Origin of the sequence: Nocardia caishijiensis NBRC 108228, assembly GCF_001612825.1 — a bacterium.
In the GTDB taxonomy this organism is placed as follows: domain Bacteria; phylum Actinomycetota; class Actinomycetes; order Mycobacteriales; family Mycobacteriaceae; genus Nocardia; species Nocardia caishijiensis.
Genome location: NZ_BDBE01000021.1, coordinates 120,623 through 135,694 on the forward strand (window position 1 = coordinate 120,623; position 15,072 = coordinate 135,694).

A 15,072-nucleotide genomic window follows, 5' to 3' on the forward strand; every position below is an offset into this window, starting at 1 on the left:
GACGCCGTACCGACAGGTACTTATTTGGCGACGGTGAGCAGGAAGGTCACGTCGTCGATGGCTTTGACGCTGTGGCGGGCGCGCGGAACCACGATCAGATCGCCCGCCGAACCCTTCCACTCGTCGGTGCCCGCGATGAGCACCAGCGTGCCGGTGAGGACCTGGATCGTGGCATCGCCCGCGTTGTCGTGTTCGGCCAGGCTCTGCCCTTCGGCCAGCGCGACGACGGTCTGACGCAGGGCGTGGGTGTGGCCGCCGATCAGGGTTTGCGAACTCCGGCCACTCGTCGAGGTGGCCGCCAGCTTCAACTGTTGACGGGCCACCGCGGTCAGCGATTTCTTGTCCATGGGAACGCGCCTTTCGCAGGCTTCTCGCGGGCAGGTCTTCGCCTGGGAGTATGCCCGACATCACACCCGCGCTCGGGTGTTTTGCCGCGACCGTTAGCGACGTGTTGTCAGTGCCGGGTGTAGCGGCGAATGCGGTAGCGCAGGCCGTTTTTCGCGGTGCGCCACGGGGTGTCCGGTGCCTGCCATTCCGGGCCGATGACCGGGGCGAAGGCATCACCGGCCACCGTCGTGTCGATCTCGGTGACCAGCAGGGTGGTCGCCGACGGCAGCGCCTGGCGGTAGATCTCGCCGCCACCGGCGATCCAGGTATCGGCCGTGCCGGTCATGGCAAGCGCGTCGGGCAGCGAGGCGGCGCGTTCGGCGCCCTCGTCCGCCCAGTCGGGCTGACGGGTGACGACGATATTGCGTCGCCCGGCCAGCGGCCGGAAGGCGGCGGGCAGGGAGTCCCAGGTGCGCCTGCCCATGATCACCGGATGGCCGGTGGTGGTCTCCCGGAAATTGACCATGTCCTCGGGCAGGCGCCAGGGGATGGTGTTGTCCACACCGATCACGCCGTCGTTGGCCTGCGCCCAGATGAGGCCGATCACCCGACTCACACCGCCACCGGCGCCTTGATGGCCGGGTGGTGCTGGTAACCGGACAGCTCGATGTCGTCGTAGGCGTAGTCGAACAGGCTGGTGGCCGGGCGCAGGTGCAGGGTGGGGAAGGGATAGGGCGCGCGGGTGAGCTGTTCGCGCACCTGGTCGACGTGGTTGTCGTAGATGTGCACGTCGCCGCCGGTCCAGATGAACTCGCCCGGTTCCAGCTCGGTCTGCTGGGCGACCATCAGGGTGAGCAGGGCGTAGCTGGCGATGTTGAACGGCACACCGAGGAACAGGTCGGCGCTGCGCTGGTACAGCTGGCACGACAGCTTGCCGTCGGCCACATAGAACTGGAAGAAGGCGTGGCAGGGGGCCAGCGCCATCTTGTCCAGGTCGGCCACGTTCCACGCCGACACGATCATCCGGCGCGAATCCGGATCGGTGCGCAGGGTGTGCAGGACCTGGGCGATCTGGTCGATGTGGGTGCCGTCGGGCGTTGGCCAGGAACGCCACTGCACGCCGTAGACCGGGCCGAGCTCGCCGTTCGCGTCGGCCCATTCGTCCCAGATGGTGACGCCGTGTTCGCGCAGCCACGAGACGTTGGAGTCGCCGCGCAGGAACCACAGCAATTCGTAGACGATGGACTTCAGGTGCACCCGCTTGGTGGTGACGAGCGGAAACGCCTCGGCCAGGTCGTAACGCAGCTGATGGCCGAAGATGCTCCGGGTGCCGGTGCCGGTCCGATCGGCTTTCGGCGTGCCGTGTTCGAGCACGCGCCGGAGCAGATCTTCGTACTGCGTATCAGGGGTGGCCACGCCTGCCGAGTCTACTGCCGTGTGCACCTGGCAAGCTCTTCCGTATGCGCAAGCTCTACGTGATCGGTATCGGTGCCGGTGACCCCGACCAGGTGACGATGCAGGCGGTCAAGGCCATGCGGCGGGCCGAGGTGTTCTTCGTGATCGGCAAGGGCGCCGAGAAGCGGGAACTCCTCGACGTGCGCACCGCGATCCTGCGCGAGTACGTCGAGGGCCCGCACCGGGTACTCGAGATCGCCGACCCGCCCCGCGACCGCGCACCCGCCGACTACGCCGAGGTGGTGCGGGACTGGCACGAGCGGCGCGCCGTGCTGCTGGAGGAGGCGTTCGAACAGGTCGACGGCGACGGCGCGATCCTCGTCTGGGGCGATCCAGCGCTCTACGACAGCACCCTGCGCATGGTGGAGCGGGTACTCGACCGTGGTCGTGTGCGGTTCGACTACGAGGTGATTCCCGGCGTCACCAGCGTCGCGGCCCTGGCCGCCGCGCACCGGGTGGTACTGCATCGCATCGGTGAACCCGTGCACGTCACCACGGGGCGCAAGCTGCGCGAAGACGGCCTCGGATCGGGTTCGACGGTGGTGATGCTCGATGGCGAATGCTCGTTCACCGAGGTGCCCGGCGACGATGTGCACATCTGGTGGGGTGCTTATCTCGGTATGCCCGACGAGATATTGATCGAAGGAAATCTGCGCGAGGTGGAGAAAACCATTCTCGAACGTCGGGCCGAATTGCGGGCGGAGAAAGGCTGGATCATGGACGTCTACCTGTTGCGGTCCGAATAGCTAGACTGACCTTTGTGCCCGAGTTACCCGAGGTAGAGGCGTTGGCGCAGTTCCTCCGGGATCATGCGGTCGGTTCGGTGGTCGGTCGCGTCGACGTGGCCGCGCTGAGTGCGGTGAAGACGTTCGACCCACCGGTGACCGCGCTGTCCGGGCGGGATGTGACCGGTGCCGGGCGGTGGGGCAAGTTTCTCGGAATGGATTGTGGGGGGCTGTGGTTGATCACCCACCTGTCGCGCGGCGGCTGGTTGCGGTGGGTCGACGAACCGAATCCGTTGCCGCCCAAACCCGGTGGTAAAAGCCCGCTCGCGTTGCGCGTGCATTTCTTCACACCGGAGGGCGCGACACCGGCCATCGATCTCACCGAAGCGGGAACCAAGAAACGCCTCGCGGTATACGTCGTGGCGGACCCGCAAGCGGTTCCGGGTATCGCCCGGCTCGGGCCCGACGCGCTCGCGGTGACCGAGGACGAATTCGCGGCCCTGCTGCACGGCACGTCGCAGCGCATCAAGACGGCCCTGGTGGATCAGACCCTGCTGGCTGGTATCGGTAACGCCTACTCCGACGAAATACTGCACACCGCGCGCATTTCACCGTTCGCGAATACGAAAACGATGTCCGCCGACACTGTTTCGCAGTTGTACTCCGCGATGCGTTCGGTGTTGCTGGATGCCGTCGAGCGTTCGACCGGACAGGACGCGGCGCGGTTGAAGGGGGAGAAGCGCTCCGGTATGCGGGTGCACGCCAGGACGGGACAACCGTGTCCGGTGTGTGGCGACACAGTACGCGAAGTGTCCTACGCGGAGCGTTCCTTTCAGTACTGCCCGACCTGCCAGACCGGCGGCAAGGTGCTCGCCGACCGGCGGATGTCACGGTTGCTCAAGTAGTCAGCGGTCCCGCCAGGCCTCCAGCAACCGCAGCCAGAATTCGCTGACCGTGGGAAACGCGGGCACCGCGTGCCACAGCGTGTCCAGGGGCACCCGGCCGACCACCGCGATGGTCGCGGCGTGCAGGTGTTCGCCCATGTCGGGGCCGACGAAAGTGGCACCGAGTAGCCGGTTGTCGGTGGTGTCGACGACGAGCTTGGCGCGGCCGTGGAAATCGTCGCGCGACAGGGCCGAACCGGCCACGGCGATGTCCGATTCGACAGTGTCGACCGCGTATCCGGCCTCGCGGGCCTGCTGCTCGGTGAGGCCGACGGCGGCGAGTTCCGGTGCGGTGTAGACGACCTGGGGAATCTGCTCGTGGTCGGCGCTCGCGGTGTAGCGACTCCGGTCGAGCGGTTTTCCCTGTGCTCGCGCCGCGATGACGTCACCGCACACCCGCGCCTGGTATTTGCCCATGTGGGTCAGTGCCGCACGGTGATTCACATCGCCCACCGCGTACAGCCATTCGCCGGGCACATCGCGCACGGTCAGGTGGTCGTCGACGTCGAGGTAGCCCTCGGGCAGGCCGACGGTGTCGACGCCGAGGTCGCGGGTGGCGGGCGCGCGACCGGTCGCGACGACCAGTTCGTCCACCTCGAGTTCGCCGTTGTCGAGCACCAGCGTCACCGGTCCGCCGTGGATCCGGCCGACACCGGTGTCGGCGGGGTCGCGGCGTGACACCATCAGCGGCTCGGTGTGCAGGCGGACCGCGACACCCTTGTCACGCAGGCCGCGCAGCACCAGGTCGGCGGCGAAGGGCTCAACTCGTGGCAGCAGTCGGTCGCCGCGCACCAGCAGGGTCACCTCGGCCGCGCCCAACTCGATCAGCCAGGTCGCGGTCTCGCACGCGACCACACCGCCGCCGATGATCGCCACCCGACGCGGGACGACCGTGAGGTTCGTGGCGTCACGTGAGGTCCAGGGCAGGGCATCGCGCAGACCCGTGGTGTCGGGAATCGCCGCCGTCGTTCCGGTGGCGATCACGACGGCGTGCCTGGCCCGCAGGCGCCGCACCCCGTCGTCGGTGTGCACCTCGACCAGGCGCTCCCCGGCGAGCCTGCCCGCGCCTCGGATCGGATCGATGCGGGCCGATTTCGCCCAGTCGACCTGGGAGGTGTCGTCGCGGTGGTGGACGAAGGCGTCGCGGCGCGCGAGCACGTCGGCCACCTGCGGACCGCTCGCCGTGAGCCCGGGCAATCCGGCGGCGAGGTCGAGCACCGCGCCCGTGCGCAGCAGCGCCTTGCTGGGGATGCACGCCCAATAGCTGCATTCGCCACCGAACAGTTCGCGCTCGACGAGCGCGGCGGTGCGGTCGCTGCCCGCGATGGCGTACGTGGCGGCGTTCTCGCCCGCCGGGCCGCCACCGATCACGATGACGTCGTACTCGTCGATCACTGCAAGTAGCCCTCGACCTCACGGGGCGAACGCATCTGGGTGTCCTCGGGGGAGGCGTCGGCACCGGCGCGGGCCCGGCGCTGACGCAGCAGATCCCAGGCCTGGTCGAGCATCACCTCCAGCTCGGCGAGCTGCTTGCGCTCGGTGACCTGATCGATCTCGCCCGCCGTCGCCTTGGACCGCAGTTCGTGTTCTTCGTCGACCAGCTGCTTGATCTTGGCCAGGATGTCCTGATCGGTCATGTGCTCACCACTTCGATGCTCGCAGGGGTAGTGCCGGACGAACCGCGACCCGCGCGGGTCGTGCTCCATGCTACGACCGCCCGGTGACATCCGCGGCGAGACAGTCGGCCGCAATCGGTACCGCGCGGGCCAAATCCGTGCTGGTCAGGGCCGTGTAACCGAGGGCGACGCCGAATCTGTGCGGCGTGGCGAGATGATGGCGGGCCAGCCCGTCGAGCAGCACTCCGCGTACCCGGGCGGCCTCGACCGCGGCGGTCTCGGCGGCGGCGTCGGGCAGTTCGACGACCACGTGCGATCCGGCGTCGTCACCGAGGACCGGCAGTCCCCGGCGGGTCAGTTCACCGACGAGCAGCGCGCGTCGGGGCGGGACCACGCGGCGCAGGCGGCGCAGGTGCCGGGCGAGGTCGCCGTTGCGGGCGAATTCGGTGAGCACCAGTTGTCCGGCCGGGCTCGGCGAACTGCCGACGCGGGTACGGTGCGCGAGGACCGCCTCGGTGATGTCGGGCCGGGCGACGAGCCAGCCGACACCGAGGGTGGGCGCGATGATCTTGCTCGTGGTGCCGAGATGCACCACCACGTCCGGCGCCATCGCCGCGAGCAGGGGCAAGGGTGTCGTGTCGTAGCGCAATTCGCCGTCGTAGTCGTCCTCGATGACCAACGTGCCGGTGCTGCGGGCGAATTCGACCAGTTCCACCCGGCGGCGGGCGGGCATCCGCGCGCCCATCGGGAACTGGTGCGCCGGTGTGCAGTACACGGCGCGGACGCCCGGCGGAATGCGGTCGACGCACAGCCCGTGCGCGTCGACGGGCACCGGAAGGACCGTCATCCCCTCGGCTCGGAACGCGCCGACCGCGCGCAGGTAGCCGGGGTCTTCGATGGCCACCGTGTCCCCCGGTCGCAGCAGGGCCGAGGCGAGTTCGCCGACGGCGGTGCTCGTGCCGCCGGTCGCCAGGACCACCGGCGCCGTGCCCGCGGCCAGGCCGCGATGCCGGAGCAGGTGCTCGGCCACGGCCTCGCGGTAGCCGGGTTCGCCCGCTCGGTCCTTCCTGGCCTCGGGGGTGCGGTCACCGGCCGCGCGCCACGCGCGTCGCCAGGCCGCGGGGTCGATGGCCTCGATGCACGGTGCGCCCGCGGCGAGATCGAGCAGCGGCGGTTCGTCCTCGGTGCCCGGGGTGGTGACGGCGCTGGGTGGTGCTGTCGCGGGGGCGGTGCTCAGGTAGGTGCCGGACCCGCGGCGACCGGTGAGCCAGCCCTCGGCGTGCAACTGGTCGTAGGCGGCGGCGATCACCGCGCGACTCACCCCCAGCCGTTGCGCGAGGGTGCGCGAGGGCGGCAGCCGGTCGCCGACGCGCAGGACGCGGGTGGTCGCGGCGGTGCGCAGCGCGTCGGCCACCTGCACCGACAGGGGCTCGGACGAGGAGCGGTCGAGCGGGATCGGGAAGTCGTCGAGCATCGGCCACCTCGGATTGGACTGTTGTAGTTACGCCGAATTGGACCTGTGCCTGTGCCAATCGCCGCGCGAAGCTCATCTTATGAGCACGCATACAAGACCGCCGCTGTCCCCGACCCCACGCACCACGGTCACCAGATCCAAGGAACGCGCCCGCAGCGACCGCGCCGAACTGGACGCGGTGCTCGACGCGGGACTGATCTGTCACCTCGGTGTCGTGCTCGGTGGTTCGCCGCTGGTGGTGCCGACCGTGTACGGGCGCGCGGGAGACCGGATCTACCTGCACGGGTCCACCGGCGCGGGCAATATGCGCGCCGCGATCGGTACCGACATCAGCGTCGCGGTGACCCACGTCGACGGTCTGATCTACGCCCGCTCCGCCATGCACTTCTCGATGAACTACCGGTCGGCGGTGATCCGGGGACGGGCCGAACTCGTCACCGACGAGGACGAACAGCTCGAAGCGCTCCGCGTGATCGTCGAGCATTCGGCGCCGGGCTCCTGGGACCGGGTCCGCCCGCCCAACCGCAAGGAGATGGCGGCCACGATGGTGCTGGCCCTCGACCTCACCGAGGCGTCGGTGAAAGTCCGCACCGGTGGGCCGAAGGACGACGAGGACGATATCGCCGCGGGCGGGGTGTGGGCCGGGGAACTTCCGCTGCGGCAGGTGTGGGACGCGCCGGTGTCGTCGGTCGATCTGGAGCCGGGGGTCGAGGTGCCCGCCGCGGTGATGGACCGGGTGGAGTCGGCGACGCCGGTCGCGCTGCGATAGGGACCTGGGATCCGTTCGTCGTGGCACCCCGGGGGACGGGTGTCGGCTCGGTACAGTCCGGCCTATGTCGTCTGGTCCGCGCAGCGGGGGCGAGCCGCCCGAACAGTTGTCGTGTACCGAGGACCGGGTGGTCGACGCGGTCCTGGCGGTACTCGACGAGGGCGGGGCGGGCGCGCTCACGGTCGAGGCGGTGGCCGGGCGGCTCGGCGTCGATCCCGGCGCGCTGGCCTGCGACCGCAGCGGGCTGGAACGGGCCGCCATCGAACGGGTGCTGTCGACTGTGCGGCTCGGGCCGCTCTACGACCCGGGGGTCGAATGGGTCTCGGCGGTGATCCAATTGGCGCTGAGCATGCGGTCGCGGCTGTGGGAACACCCGGCGGTCGCCGTGCTGATGATGTCGGGTCCGCACGATGGTCCGGCCGATGACGGGCCAGCCGCCCGCGATATCGAGGAGGCCTTGTTCGCCTGCTTCGCGCGCGGCGGCCTGCACACGCAGATGCGGGCGCACGGGGTGTACGCGGTGCTCGTCTACGTGTTGGGCTCCACGGCGCTCGATATCGCGGAGACGGACGGAAGGCCGCCGCTACCACCGGATTCGGAACGTATCGAGCGTCGACGTGCCCAACTCCGAGATCTGGATGTGGATCGTTGGACGCGGACAGCCGCGCACGTCGACGAGATCGCGGCCTGGACATCGGTCGACCAGTTCGTCTGGGGTCTGCGGGTGCTGCTCGTGGGGATGACGGCGAGCTGAGCCGCCGCCTTCTCACCAGGGCACGGCGGACAACCCCACCTTCGACAGCACCCGATCTGTCGCGGCAGCCAGCGATTCGTGCGTGTCCAGGCTGACCAGCGCGAGCGTGTAGGTGTCGGCCGAGCGTGAGAGATAACCCGAGAGCCGGGTGCGCGGAAAAACCGTGATGCCCGGATGGATCGCGCGGGCGGCCACGCGCGTGCAGACGTGTGGGCCGACAGTGCCGAGGATGTCGGGCATGGTGCCGATATTGGAGCACAGGATGTCGCGTTCACCGGCACCTCTGCTGAGCGCGTAGGCCCAGCGGTCGGGGAGCACCTGCAGGATCTCCTCGGGCAGCCCGGCGGGCGCCGACATGCGGCGCAGGTACGCCTCGCGGGCTTTCGCGCGGATCGTCGCCGGGGTGTCGGTGCGGTCGATCCGGATCTCGGTCACGGCGAGATCGTTGTCCACACGTGGTTCGTCGCGGGTGTCCACCGGCAGGCTCGCGGCGATGGTGTCGTCACCGAAGTCGGTTGCCCACAGAATGTTCGCGACAGCATGGACGAACAGGCTGTTCGGTGTGCCACCGGCTTCCGCCGCGACACGATCCCACTGCCGCGCCTCGAAAGACAGCAGGGAGCTGTGGACGGCGCGGTCTGTCGTCGATGACGGATCAACGGTCTCCGGCGGTCGGGGGATGCCGTGGCGCACCGCGCGGGCGGTTCCGCCGAGAACCCGCGCCAACTGTGCCCGAGCATCGGCCCAGTCCGAGCGATTCCCGTCCGCTGACGGTCGCTCATCGAAGTCGACAACTCTCGAGGGTCCCTTGGCCTCTTGCTCGCCGGACCGGTCCGTTGCGCCGGTTGCGTGCCGCGGTGTGGCGAGTTCGGAAGCCACTGATGGGCCGTTCACCGATCGCAGGGCCAGCGCGACCGCGTGGATCAAACCTCGCGCGTCGGCGAGGGTGTGCGAGCAGGTCAGGGCCACAACGGTGCCGCCGTCGGTGAGAGTCACCGCCGACAATCGCCAACCGGGAAAGAACTCGGGATCGAGGTCGGCGCCGAGCGTGTCGGCCCACGGCAGGATGTCCTCTTCGCGCAGGGGCGGAGCCGCCACGTAGTCGAGCGGGTGGGCGCGGACGGTGGGTTGCCAGGCGCGGCGGGCGCCGGGAACACGGGGGCGGACGACCCTGCGGCCCAGCGGACCATGGCTCAACTCGTGGTGGATTCGCCGGAGCAGGGCCGGGTCCATCGCGTCCGGAGTTCGCCACAGGCCTTGCATGGCGATCGGCGTGCCCATTCCTCGATGGGTACGCAGGAAGATCTCGTCGACGACGGTCAGGCGGTCCATCACCACGTGACGGTAGCGCGGTGTCCGACCGCACCGGCGCTGAGCCGGGCCGCACCCTCCCGTGCGCGGTCGGAGACCCACCCTTGTGCGAAGAGGTGAATCAGTGGTTCACTTCTTCGTATGGTGTACCGCAGGACCCCGGCCGTACAGGCCCGGCTCGACGCGCAGCGGGCGCTGATCGTGCAGGGCGCCACCGCCGTGCTCTCCCGCGACGGGTTCGCCGGGCTGTCGATGGCCGCGGTCGCCGCCGAGGCCGGGATCGCCACCGGCACGGTGTACAAGCAGTTCGAGAACAAGGCCGCGTTGGTGTCGGCGGCGTTCGAGAAGGTGGTCGCCCGTGAGGTCGCGGCGGTGCGGGCGGCGGTCGCCGACGGCGATGTGGTGCGGCGCGTCACCGCGGCCGTGGAGACCTTCGCCGGGCGCGCGCTGAAGAATCCGCGCCTGGCCTATGTGCTGCTCGCCGAACCGGTCGACGCCGCGGTCGACGCGCAACGACTGGAATTCCGGCGTGCCTTCACCGCCTCGTTCGAAGCGGCCATCGCCAACGGCGTCGCTGAAGGCGCCCTGCCGCCGCAGGATTCGCATCTGTCGGCGGCCGCGCTCGTCGGCGCCATCGGGGAGGTTCTCGTCGGCCCCCTCGCCACCGACCCGCCCGCCGAGTCCGTCGTCCCCGAACTGGTCGTCTTCGCTGTTCGCGCGCTCGGAATCGTTGTAACCCCGAGGAGTTCCGCCCGTGCTCACCCATGACGTGTTCAACCAGGTACCCCCGCTCGTTCCCTTCGACGCCGCGCGCAACCCCGCGCTGATCGAGGGCCTGCACCGCGAGGGCGCGGGCTGGGCCGAGGCCGAAGCACGCGAACTCGGCGCCCTGGCAGGCGGTTTCGCGGCGCAGGAGTGGGGCAGGTTGGCCAACGAATACCCGCCGGTGCTGCACACCCACGACCGATGGGGGCACCGGGTCGACGAGGTCGAGTTCCATCCGCACTGGCACGACCTGATGGACATGGCGGTGCGGCACGGTCTGCACGGCTCGCCGTGGCTCGACGACCGCCCCGGCGCGCACACCGCCCGCGCGGCCAAGTTCTTCACCTGGGGTGTGGCCGACGCCGGACACATGTGCCCCATCTCGATGACCTACGCGGTGGTGCCCGCCCTTCGCCACAATCCGGAACTCGCCGCCCGCTTCGAACCGCTACTCGGTTCGCGCACCTACGATTTCGGGCTGCGGGAGCCGTCGTCGAAAGCCGGGCTGATCGCGGGCATGTCGATGACCGAGAAGCAGGGCGGCTCCGACGTGCGCGCCAACACCACCACCGCCACCCCGCGATCGGACGGGTCGTATCGCGTCGTCGGGCACAAGTGGTTCACCTCGGCGCCCATGTCGGACATGTTCCTCACCCTCGCGCAGGCACCGGGCGGGCTGTCGTGTTTCCTGCTGCCCCGCGTGCTGCCCGACGGCACCCGCAACCCGATCCGGATCCAGCGGCTCAAGGACAAACTCGGCAACAAGTCCAACGCCTCCTCGGAGATCGAATACGAGAACGCCACCGGGTGGCTGGTCGGCGCCGAGGGCGCCGGAGTGAAGACGATCATCGAGATGGTCAACATGACCCGGCTCGACTGCGTGATCGGCTCGGCCACCGGCATGCGGGTGGGCGCGGTCACCGCCGTGCATCACGCCAGGCACCGGAAAGCGTTCGGCGCCGCGCTGATCGACCAGCCCGCCATGCGCAACGTGCTGGCCGACCTGATCGTCGAATCCGATGCCGCGACCACCGTCATGATGCGGCTGGCCGGAGCGACCGACCGTGCGGGCACCGACCCGGCGGAGGCGGCGCTGCGCCGGATCGCGCTGGCCATCACCAAGTACTGGGTGTGCAAACGGGCGCCCGCGCACGCGGCCGAAGCGCTGGAATGCCTTGGCGGCAACGGATATGCCGAGGAATCGGGGATGCCGCGCCTGTACCGGGAGGCACCGCTCATGTCGATCTGGGAGGGGTCGGGCAATGTGGCGGCGTTGGATGCCCTGCGCGCCATGGGCCGTCAGCCGGAGACGGTCGAGGCCTACTTCGCCGAGGTCGGTCTGGCGCGTGGGGCGGACCCGCGCCTCGACGACGCCATCGACCGGGTCGGCAAGGAACTCACCGATCTGTCCGACATCGAATACCGAGCCCGTCGGGTGGTCGAGCTGATGGCGCTGGTGCTCCAAGGCGCGCAACTCGTGCGAAACGGGCACCCCGCCGTCGCCGATGCCTTCTGCGCGACACGACTCGGCGGCGATTGGGGCATCGCCTTCGGCACGCTGCCGGTCGGCGTGGACACCGGCGCGATCCTCGAACGAGGGTTCGTCGATACCCTCTGAGCCGAGGCGGGACCGGTCGGCTCGGACCGCAGGCCACACCCGGATTCGCCGAGCATCAGACCCGCCGGGCGAGCTCGGTGGCGGGACGCACCCCGAGGCCCGGAACGACGATATCGGGATGGGCGACACCGTGCCGCGCTGTGCCGGTCCGCCATGGTGGCAGGGTATTCGTGCGCTCGGCCCGCCGGTTGCGCCCTGATCGAACCCGGCGGCGAACTCGACTTCCTGCATTCGAGAATCGGGCATGGTGTGGCGGACGGCTCGCGTCGGTGGCGACGAACGACTCGCCTCGACGGCACCGAGTACCGTGACCCGCGTGGCTCGGGCGGACGACGTGTGGACAGTGGGCGACCTCGCCGGGCTGGTGCCGGTGCGCGCCGACCGGTTCCTACTGGGGATCGCTGGCCCGCCCGGAGCCGGGAAATCGACCCTCGCACAGCATCTCCGCGCCGAACTGGACCGGTGCGGACGGGCCGCGGTGGTCGCGCCGATGGACGGCTATCACCTGCGCAACGATGTGTTGCGCGGCCGGGGCGCGCTGGCACGCAAAGGAGAACCCGACACCTTCGACGCGGCCGCGTTCGTCGCCGATCTCCGCCTGCTCCGGGACACGCCCATCGGCGCACCGGTGCCGTGGCCGTTGTTCGACCGCGCGGTCGACGAGCCGACCGAAGCCGGTGTCTTGGTGCGTGACGAACGTGTGGTGATCGTCGAGGGGAACTACCTGCTGCTCACCGATGCACCGGAATGGGCGCCGGTACGCGGGTTGCTCGATGAATGCTGGTACCTCGACGCGCCACGGCAGGTACTCACCGAACGCCTGCTCGACCGACACATCGCAGGCGGACGCACCCCGGACGAGGCGCGGGTGAAAGTGACGGCCAGCGACCTGCGCAACGCCGACCTGATCGCAGCCACCCGAAGCCGCGCGGATCGCATCGTGATCGCGACGGGCCCTGGCTACGCCCTGGCCTGACCGCCTTCGCGCCGCCGCACACTTCCCGCGACCACGCCCCGGCGCCGCACGGCACTGCTTCAGCCGCCCCTTGTCGGTCGCGGCACGCCGAGCGTGGGTGGCGCGGAAAGCGGCTGACTCGGCGCAATCATGGACTGATGACGCGACGAGTCCCCGTGCACGCGATCCGCAACGGCGCGGCAGCGGTCTGCGCGCTGTTGCTGTACTACAGCGTGCCGGTGGGGTGGGTGTTCGAACTCGACTCGTGGCCGGGCCGGGTCGTCGGGATCGTCGTCTTCGTCGCGAGCGTCGCCGGACTCGGCTGGCTCGTGTGGCGGCGGATCGAGCACCTCCTCGGCGAGTCGACCGCGGTGGGGGAGCGTGTCGACGGAGTACTGCTCCTGCTGTGCATCGTGTGCGTGGTGTTCGCCCTCGTCTACTACCGCATGCAGCACCTCTACCCGAACCAGTTCACCGGACTCGAGACCCGGACCGACGCGCTGTACTACACACTGGTCACCCTCGGAACCATCGGCTACGGCGACATCCACGCCACCGGCCAAGCCGCACGCATCGTCACCATGGTGCAGATCGTGTTCGACCTGGTGGTCCTCGGCACCCTGCTCGCCATCGTCACCACCAGTGTCACCAGCCGGATCCGGGCCGCGAACGCGGTCAGCGACGCCGCTCGCGATACCACTCGATGAGCGCGTCGGTCGACGAATCACCCACCGACTCGGGATCTTCCGAACCACTCAGCAACGGCATCAACGCCAGCGCCTGCTGCTTACCCAATTCCACGCCCCACTGGTCGAAACTGTCGATACCCCAGATGATGCCCTCGACGAACACCTGATGCTCGTACAGCGCGATCAGCTGACCCATCGTCGACGGCGTGAGCTCCGGTGCCATGATCGTGGTACTCGGCCGATTACCCGGCATCACCTTGTGCGGCACCAACTTCGGATCGGTGCCCTCGGCGGCGATCTCCTCGGCGGTCTTGCCGAACGCGAGCACCTTGGTCTGGGCGAACAGATTGCTCATCAGAATGTCCTGCATGCTGCCGGTGCCGTCGCGGGTCGGCAGGTCGTCGGTCGACCGCGCGAAACCGAGGAAATCGGCCGGAATCAACCGCGTGCCCTGATGCAGCAACTGATAGAAAGCGTGCTGGCCGTTGGTACCGGGCTCACCCCAGAAGATCTCACCCGTCGACGACGTCACCGCAGTTCCGTCGGCCCGCACCGACTTACCGTTCGACTCCATCGTCAACTGCTGCAGATACGCGGGGAAACGCGCCATATCGTTCGAATACGGCAGCACCACCCGCGATTCCGCACCGAAGAAGTTCGAATACCAGACCCCGAGCATCGCCAGCAGCACCGGACCGTTCGACGCCAACGGCTCCGACGCGAAATGCCGGTCGACCGCGTGCATTCCGCTGAGGAACTCGCCGAACCGTTCCTTGCCGATCGTCACCATCACCGAAAGACCGATCGCCGAATCCACCGAATACCGGCCGCCGACCCAATCCCAGAAACCGAACATGTGCGCGGTATCGATACCGAACGCGGCCACCCGCTCCTCGTTCGTCGACACCGCGACGAAATGCTTGGCCACCGCGTCCTCACCGAGCGCGGCGACCAGCCAGCGGCGCGCCGCCGTCGCGTTGGTGAGCGTCTCCAAGGTGGAGAACGTCTTCGACGCCACGATGAACAAGGTGCGCGCCGGATCGAGACCAGCCAGCTTCGACACCAGATCGGCCGGATCGACATTCGACACGAACCGCGCCTCGATCTCCGGATCGGCATAGTGACGCAACGCGCGATACACCATGTCCGGCCCCAGATCCGAGCCACCGATCCCGATATTGACCACCGTCGTGATGCGCTCACCGGTCGCCCCACGCCACGCACCCGAACGCACCGAATCGGCGAACTCGCCCATCCGGCGCAACACGTCGTGCACCGCCGCATCGGCATCGGTGCCATCGATGTCGAGCTGCTCGCCCACCGGCAGACGCAACGCGATATGCCCGACGGCGCGGTCCTCGGAAGTGTTGATGTGCTTGCCGGAATACATCTCGTCACGCCGCTGCGGCACCCCGGCCGCCCGCGCGAGATCCACCAGCAGACGCAAGGTTTCGCGGGTCACGCGATGTTTGCTGTAATCGATGTGCAGATCGGCGACCTGGACGGTCAACTCACGGCCGCGCGCCGGATCCTCGGCGAACAACTGCCGCAGATGCAGGGGTGCGACAGTGCGGTGATTGGTTTGCAGTGCCTGCCAGGCCGCCGACGCGGTGATGTCGCTGCTCACCCGCCCGAGAGTACTGGGTCATTGGAGCGCTGGCGCGCTCGAG

16 protein-coding genes are annotated in these 15,072 nt (G+C 69.0%); 8 read left to right on the forward strand and 8 right to left on the reverse strand.

All coding sequences use genetic code 11. The features are described from left to right. Positions 1-20 precede the first annotated feature (20 nt). From NC7_RS05800 to NC7_RS05810, 3 genes are all read right to left on the reverse strand, one after another. Positions 21-347: a cupin domain-containing protein gene (locus tag NC7_RS05800; protein WP_067485336.1), complete on the reverse strand. Its 327-nt coding sequence runs from the start codon at positions 345-347 to the stop codon at positions 21-23. A gap of 107 nt (positions 348-454) precedes the next feature. Next, a complete protein-coding gene (locus NC7_RS05805; protein ID WP_067979851.1) occupies positions 455-943 on the reverse strand; it encodes a dihydrofolate reductase in 489 nt (162 codons plus the stop codon). Beyond that, positions 940-1,743 carry a thymidylate synthase gene (locus NC7_RS05810; protein WP_067979856.1) on the reverse strand — a complete coding sequence of 268 codons (804 nt, stop codon included), beginning with the start codon at positions 1,741-1,743 and terminating at the stop codon, positions 940-942. The genes NC7_RS05805 and NC7_RS05810 overlap by 4 nt, the downstream gene beginning before the upstream one ends. A 44-nt stretch (positions 1,744-1,787) precedes the next feature. On the opposite strand from NC7_RS05810, the gene cobF reads away from it, so the two are divergent. Both cobF and NC7_RS05820 read left to right on the forward strand, forming a co-directional pair. Continuing rightward, positions 1,788-2,528 (forward strand): precorrin-6A synthase (deacetylating), encoded by a 741-nt coding sequence (cobF, locus tag NC7_RS05815; RefSeq protein ID WP_067979859.1) that lies wholly within the window; start codon positions 1,788-1,790, stop codon positions 2,526-2,528. Positions 2,529-2,542: 14 nt separating this feature from the next. Next, the gene (locus NC7_RS05820) at positions 2,543-3,412 is read left to right on the forward strand and encodes an Fpg/Nei family DNA glycosylase (RefSeq protein ID WP_067979862.1); all 870 of its coding nucleotides are present in this window, start codon (positions 2,543-2,545) and stop codon (positions 3,410-3,412) included. Here NC7_RS05820 and NC7_RS05825 read toward each other — a convergent pair whose 3' ends face one another. From NC7_RS05825 to pdxR, 3 genes are all read right to left on the reverse strand, one after another. Beyond that, on the reverse strand, positions 3,413-4,846 hold the full coding sequence (locus NC7_RS05825) for a dihydrolipoyl dehydrogenase family protein (protein WP_067979865.1): 1,434 nt from the start codon (positions 4,844-4,846) through the stop codon (positions 3,413-3,415). Further along, the gene (locus tag NC7_RS05830) at positions 4,843-5,088 is read right to left on the reverse strand and encodes a DUF2630 family protein (protein WP_067979950.1); all 246 of its coding nucleotides are present in this window, start codon (positions 5,086-5,088) and stop codon (positions 4,843-4,845) included. The genes NC7_RS05825 and NC7_RS05830 overlap by 4 nt, the downstream gene beginning before the upstream one ends. Positions 5,089-5,158: 70 nt before the next feature. Continuing rightward, positions 5,159-6,541, reverse strand: coding sequence for a MocR-like pyridoxine biosynthesis transcription factor PdxR (pdxR, locus tag NC7_RS05835; RefSeq protein WP_067979868.1), 1,383 nt, complete (start codon positions 6,539-6,541; stop codon positions 5,159-5,161). A gap of 79 nt (positions 6,542-6,620) precedes the next feature. On the opposite strand from pdxR, the gene NC7_RS05840 reads away from it, so the two are divergent. Together NC7_RS05840 and NC7_RS05845 are read left to right on the forward strand one after the other, a co-directional pair. Next, positions 6,621-7,310: a pyridoxamine 5'-phosphate oxidase family protein gene (locus tag NC7_RS05840; protein ID WP_067979871.1), complete on the forward strand. Its 690-nt coding sequence runs from the start codon at positions 6,621-6,623 to the stop codon at positions 7,308-7,310. Positions 7,311-7,374: 64 nt separating this feature from the next. Further along, complete coding sequence (locus tag NC7_RS05845; protein WP_084458018.1) at positions 7,375-8,064, forward strand: TetR/AcrR family transcriptional regulator; 690 nt, start codon at positions 7,375-7,377, stop codon at positions 8,062-8,064. A 12-nt stretch (positions 8,065-8,076) separates the two neighbouring features. Here the strand turns inward: NC7_RS05845 and NC7_RS05850 are convergent, their stop codons facing one another. Further along, positions 8,077-9,396, reverse strand: coding sequence for a hypothetical protein (locus NC7_RS05850; protein ID WP_067979872.1), 1,320 nt, complete (start codon positions 9,394-9,396; stop codon positions 8,077-8,079). 120 nt (positions 9,397-9,516) lie between these two features. Here NC7_RS05850 and NC7_RS05855 point away from each other — a divergent pair, with 120 nt between their 5' ends. The 4 genes from NC7_RS05855 to NC7_RS05870 all read left to right on the forward strand — a co-directional run bounded on the left by NC7_RS05855 (position 9,517) and on the right by NC7_RS05870 (position 13,420). Beyond that, positions 9,517-10,143 carry a TetR/AcrR family transcriptional regulator gene (locus NC7_RS05855; RefSeq protein WP_067979875.1) on the forward strand — a complete coding sequence of 209 codons (627 nt, stop codon included), beginning with the start codon at positions 9,517-9,519 and terminating at the stop codon, positions 10,141-10,143. Then, positions 10,130-11,758: an acyl-CoA dehydrogenase family protein gene (locus NC7_RS05860; protein WP_067979879.1), complete on the forward strand. Its 1,629-nt coding sequence runs from the start codon at positions 10,130-10,132 to the stop codon at positions 11,756-11,758. Before NC7_RS05855 ends, NC7_RS05860 begins: the two co-directional genes overlap by 14 nt. A gap of 316 nt (positions 11,759-12,074) precedes the next feature. Next, a complete protein-coding gene (locus NC7_RS05865) occupies positions 12,075-12,734 on the forward strand; it encodes a nucleoside/nucleotide kinase family protein (RefSeq protein ID WP_236573098.1) in 660 nt (219 codons plus the stop codon). A gap of 137 nt (positions 12,735-12,871) precedes the next feature. After that, positions 12,872-13,420 carry a potassium channel family protein gene (locus tag NC7_RS05870; protein WP_067979882.1) on the forward strand — a complete coding sequence of 183 codons (549 nt, stop codon included), beginning with the start codon at positions 12,872-12,874 and terminating at the stop codon, positions 13,418-13,420. Here the strand turns inward: NC7_RS05870 and pgi are convergent. After that, the gene (gene pgi, locus NC7_RS05875) at positions 13,389-15,029 is read right to left on the reverse strand and encodes a glucose-6-phosphate isomerase (RefSeq protein ID WP_067979884.1); all 1,641 of its coding nucleotides are present in this window, start codon (positions 15,027-15,029) and stop codon (positions 13,389-13,391) included. The two genes, NC7_RS05870 and pgi, sit on opposite strands and share 32 nt — an antisense overlap. Positions 15,030-15,072: the final 43 nt, after the last annotated feature.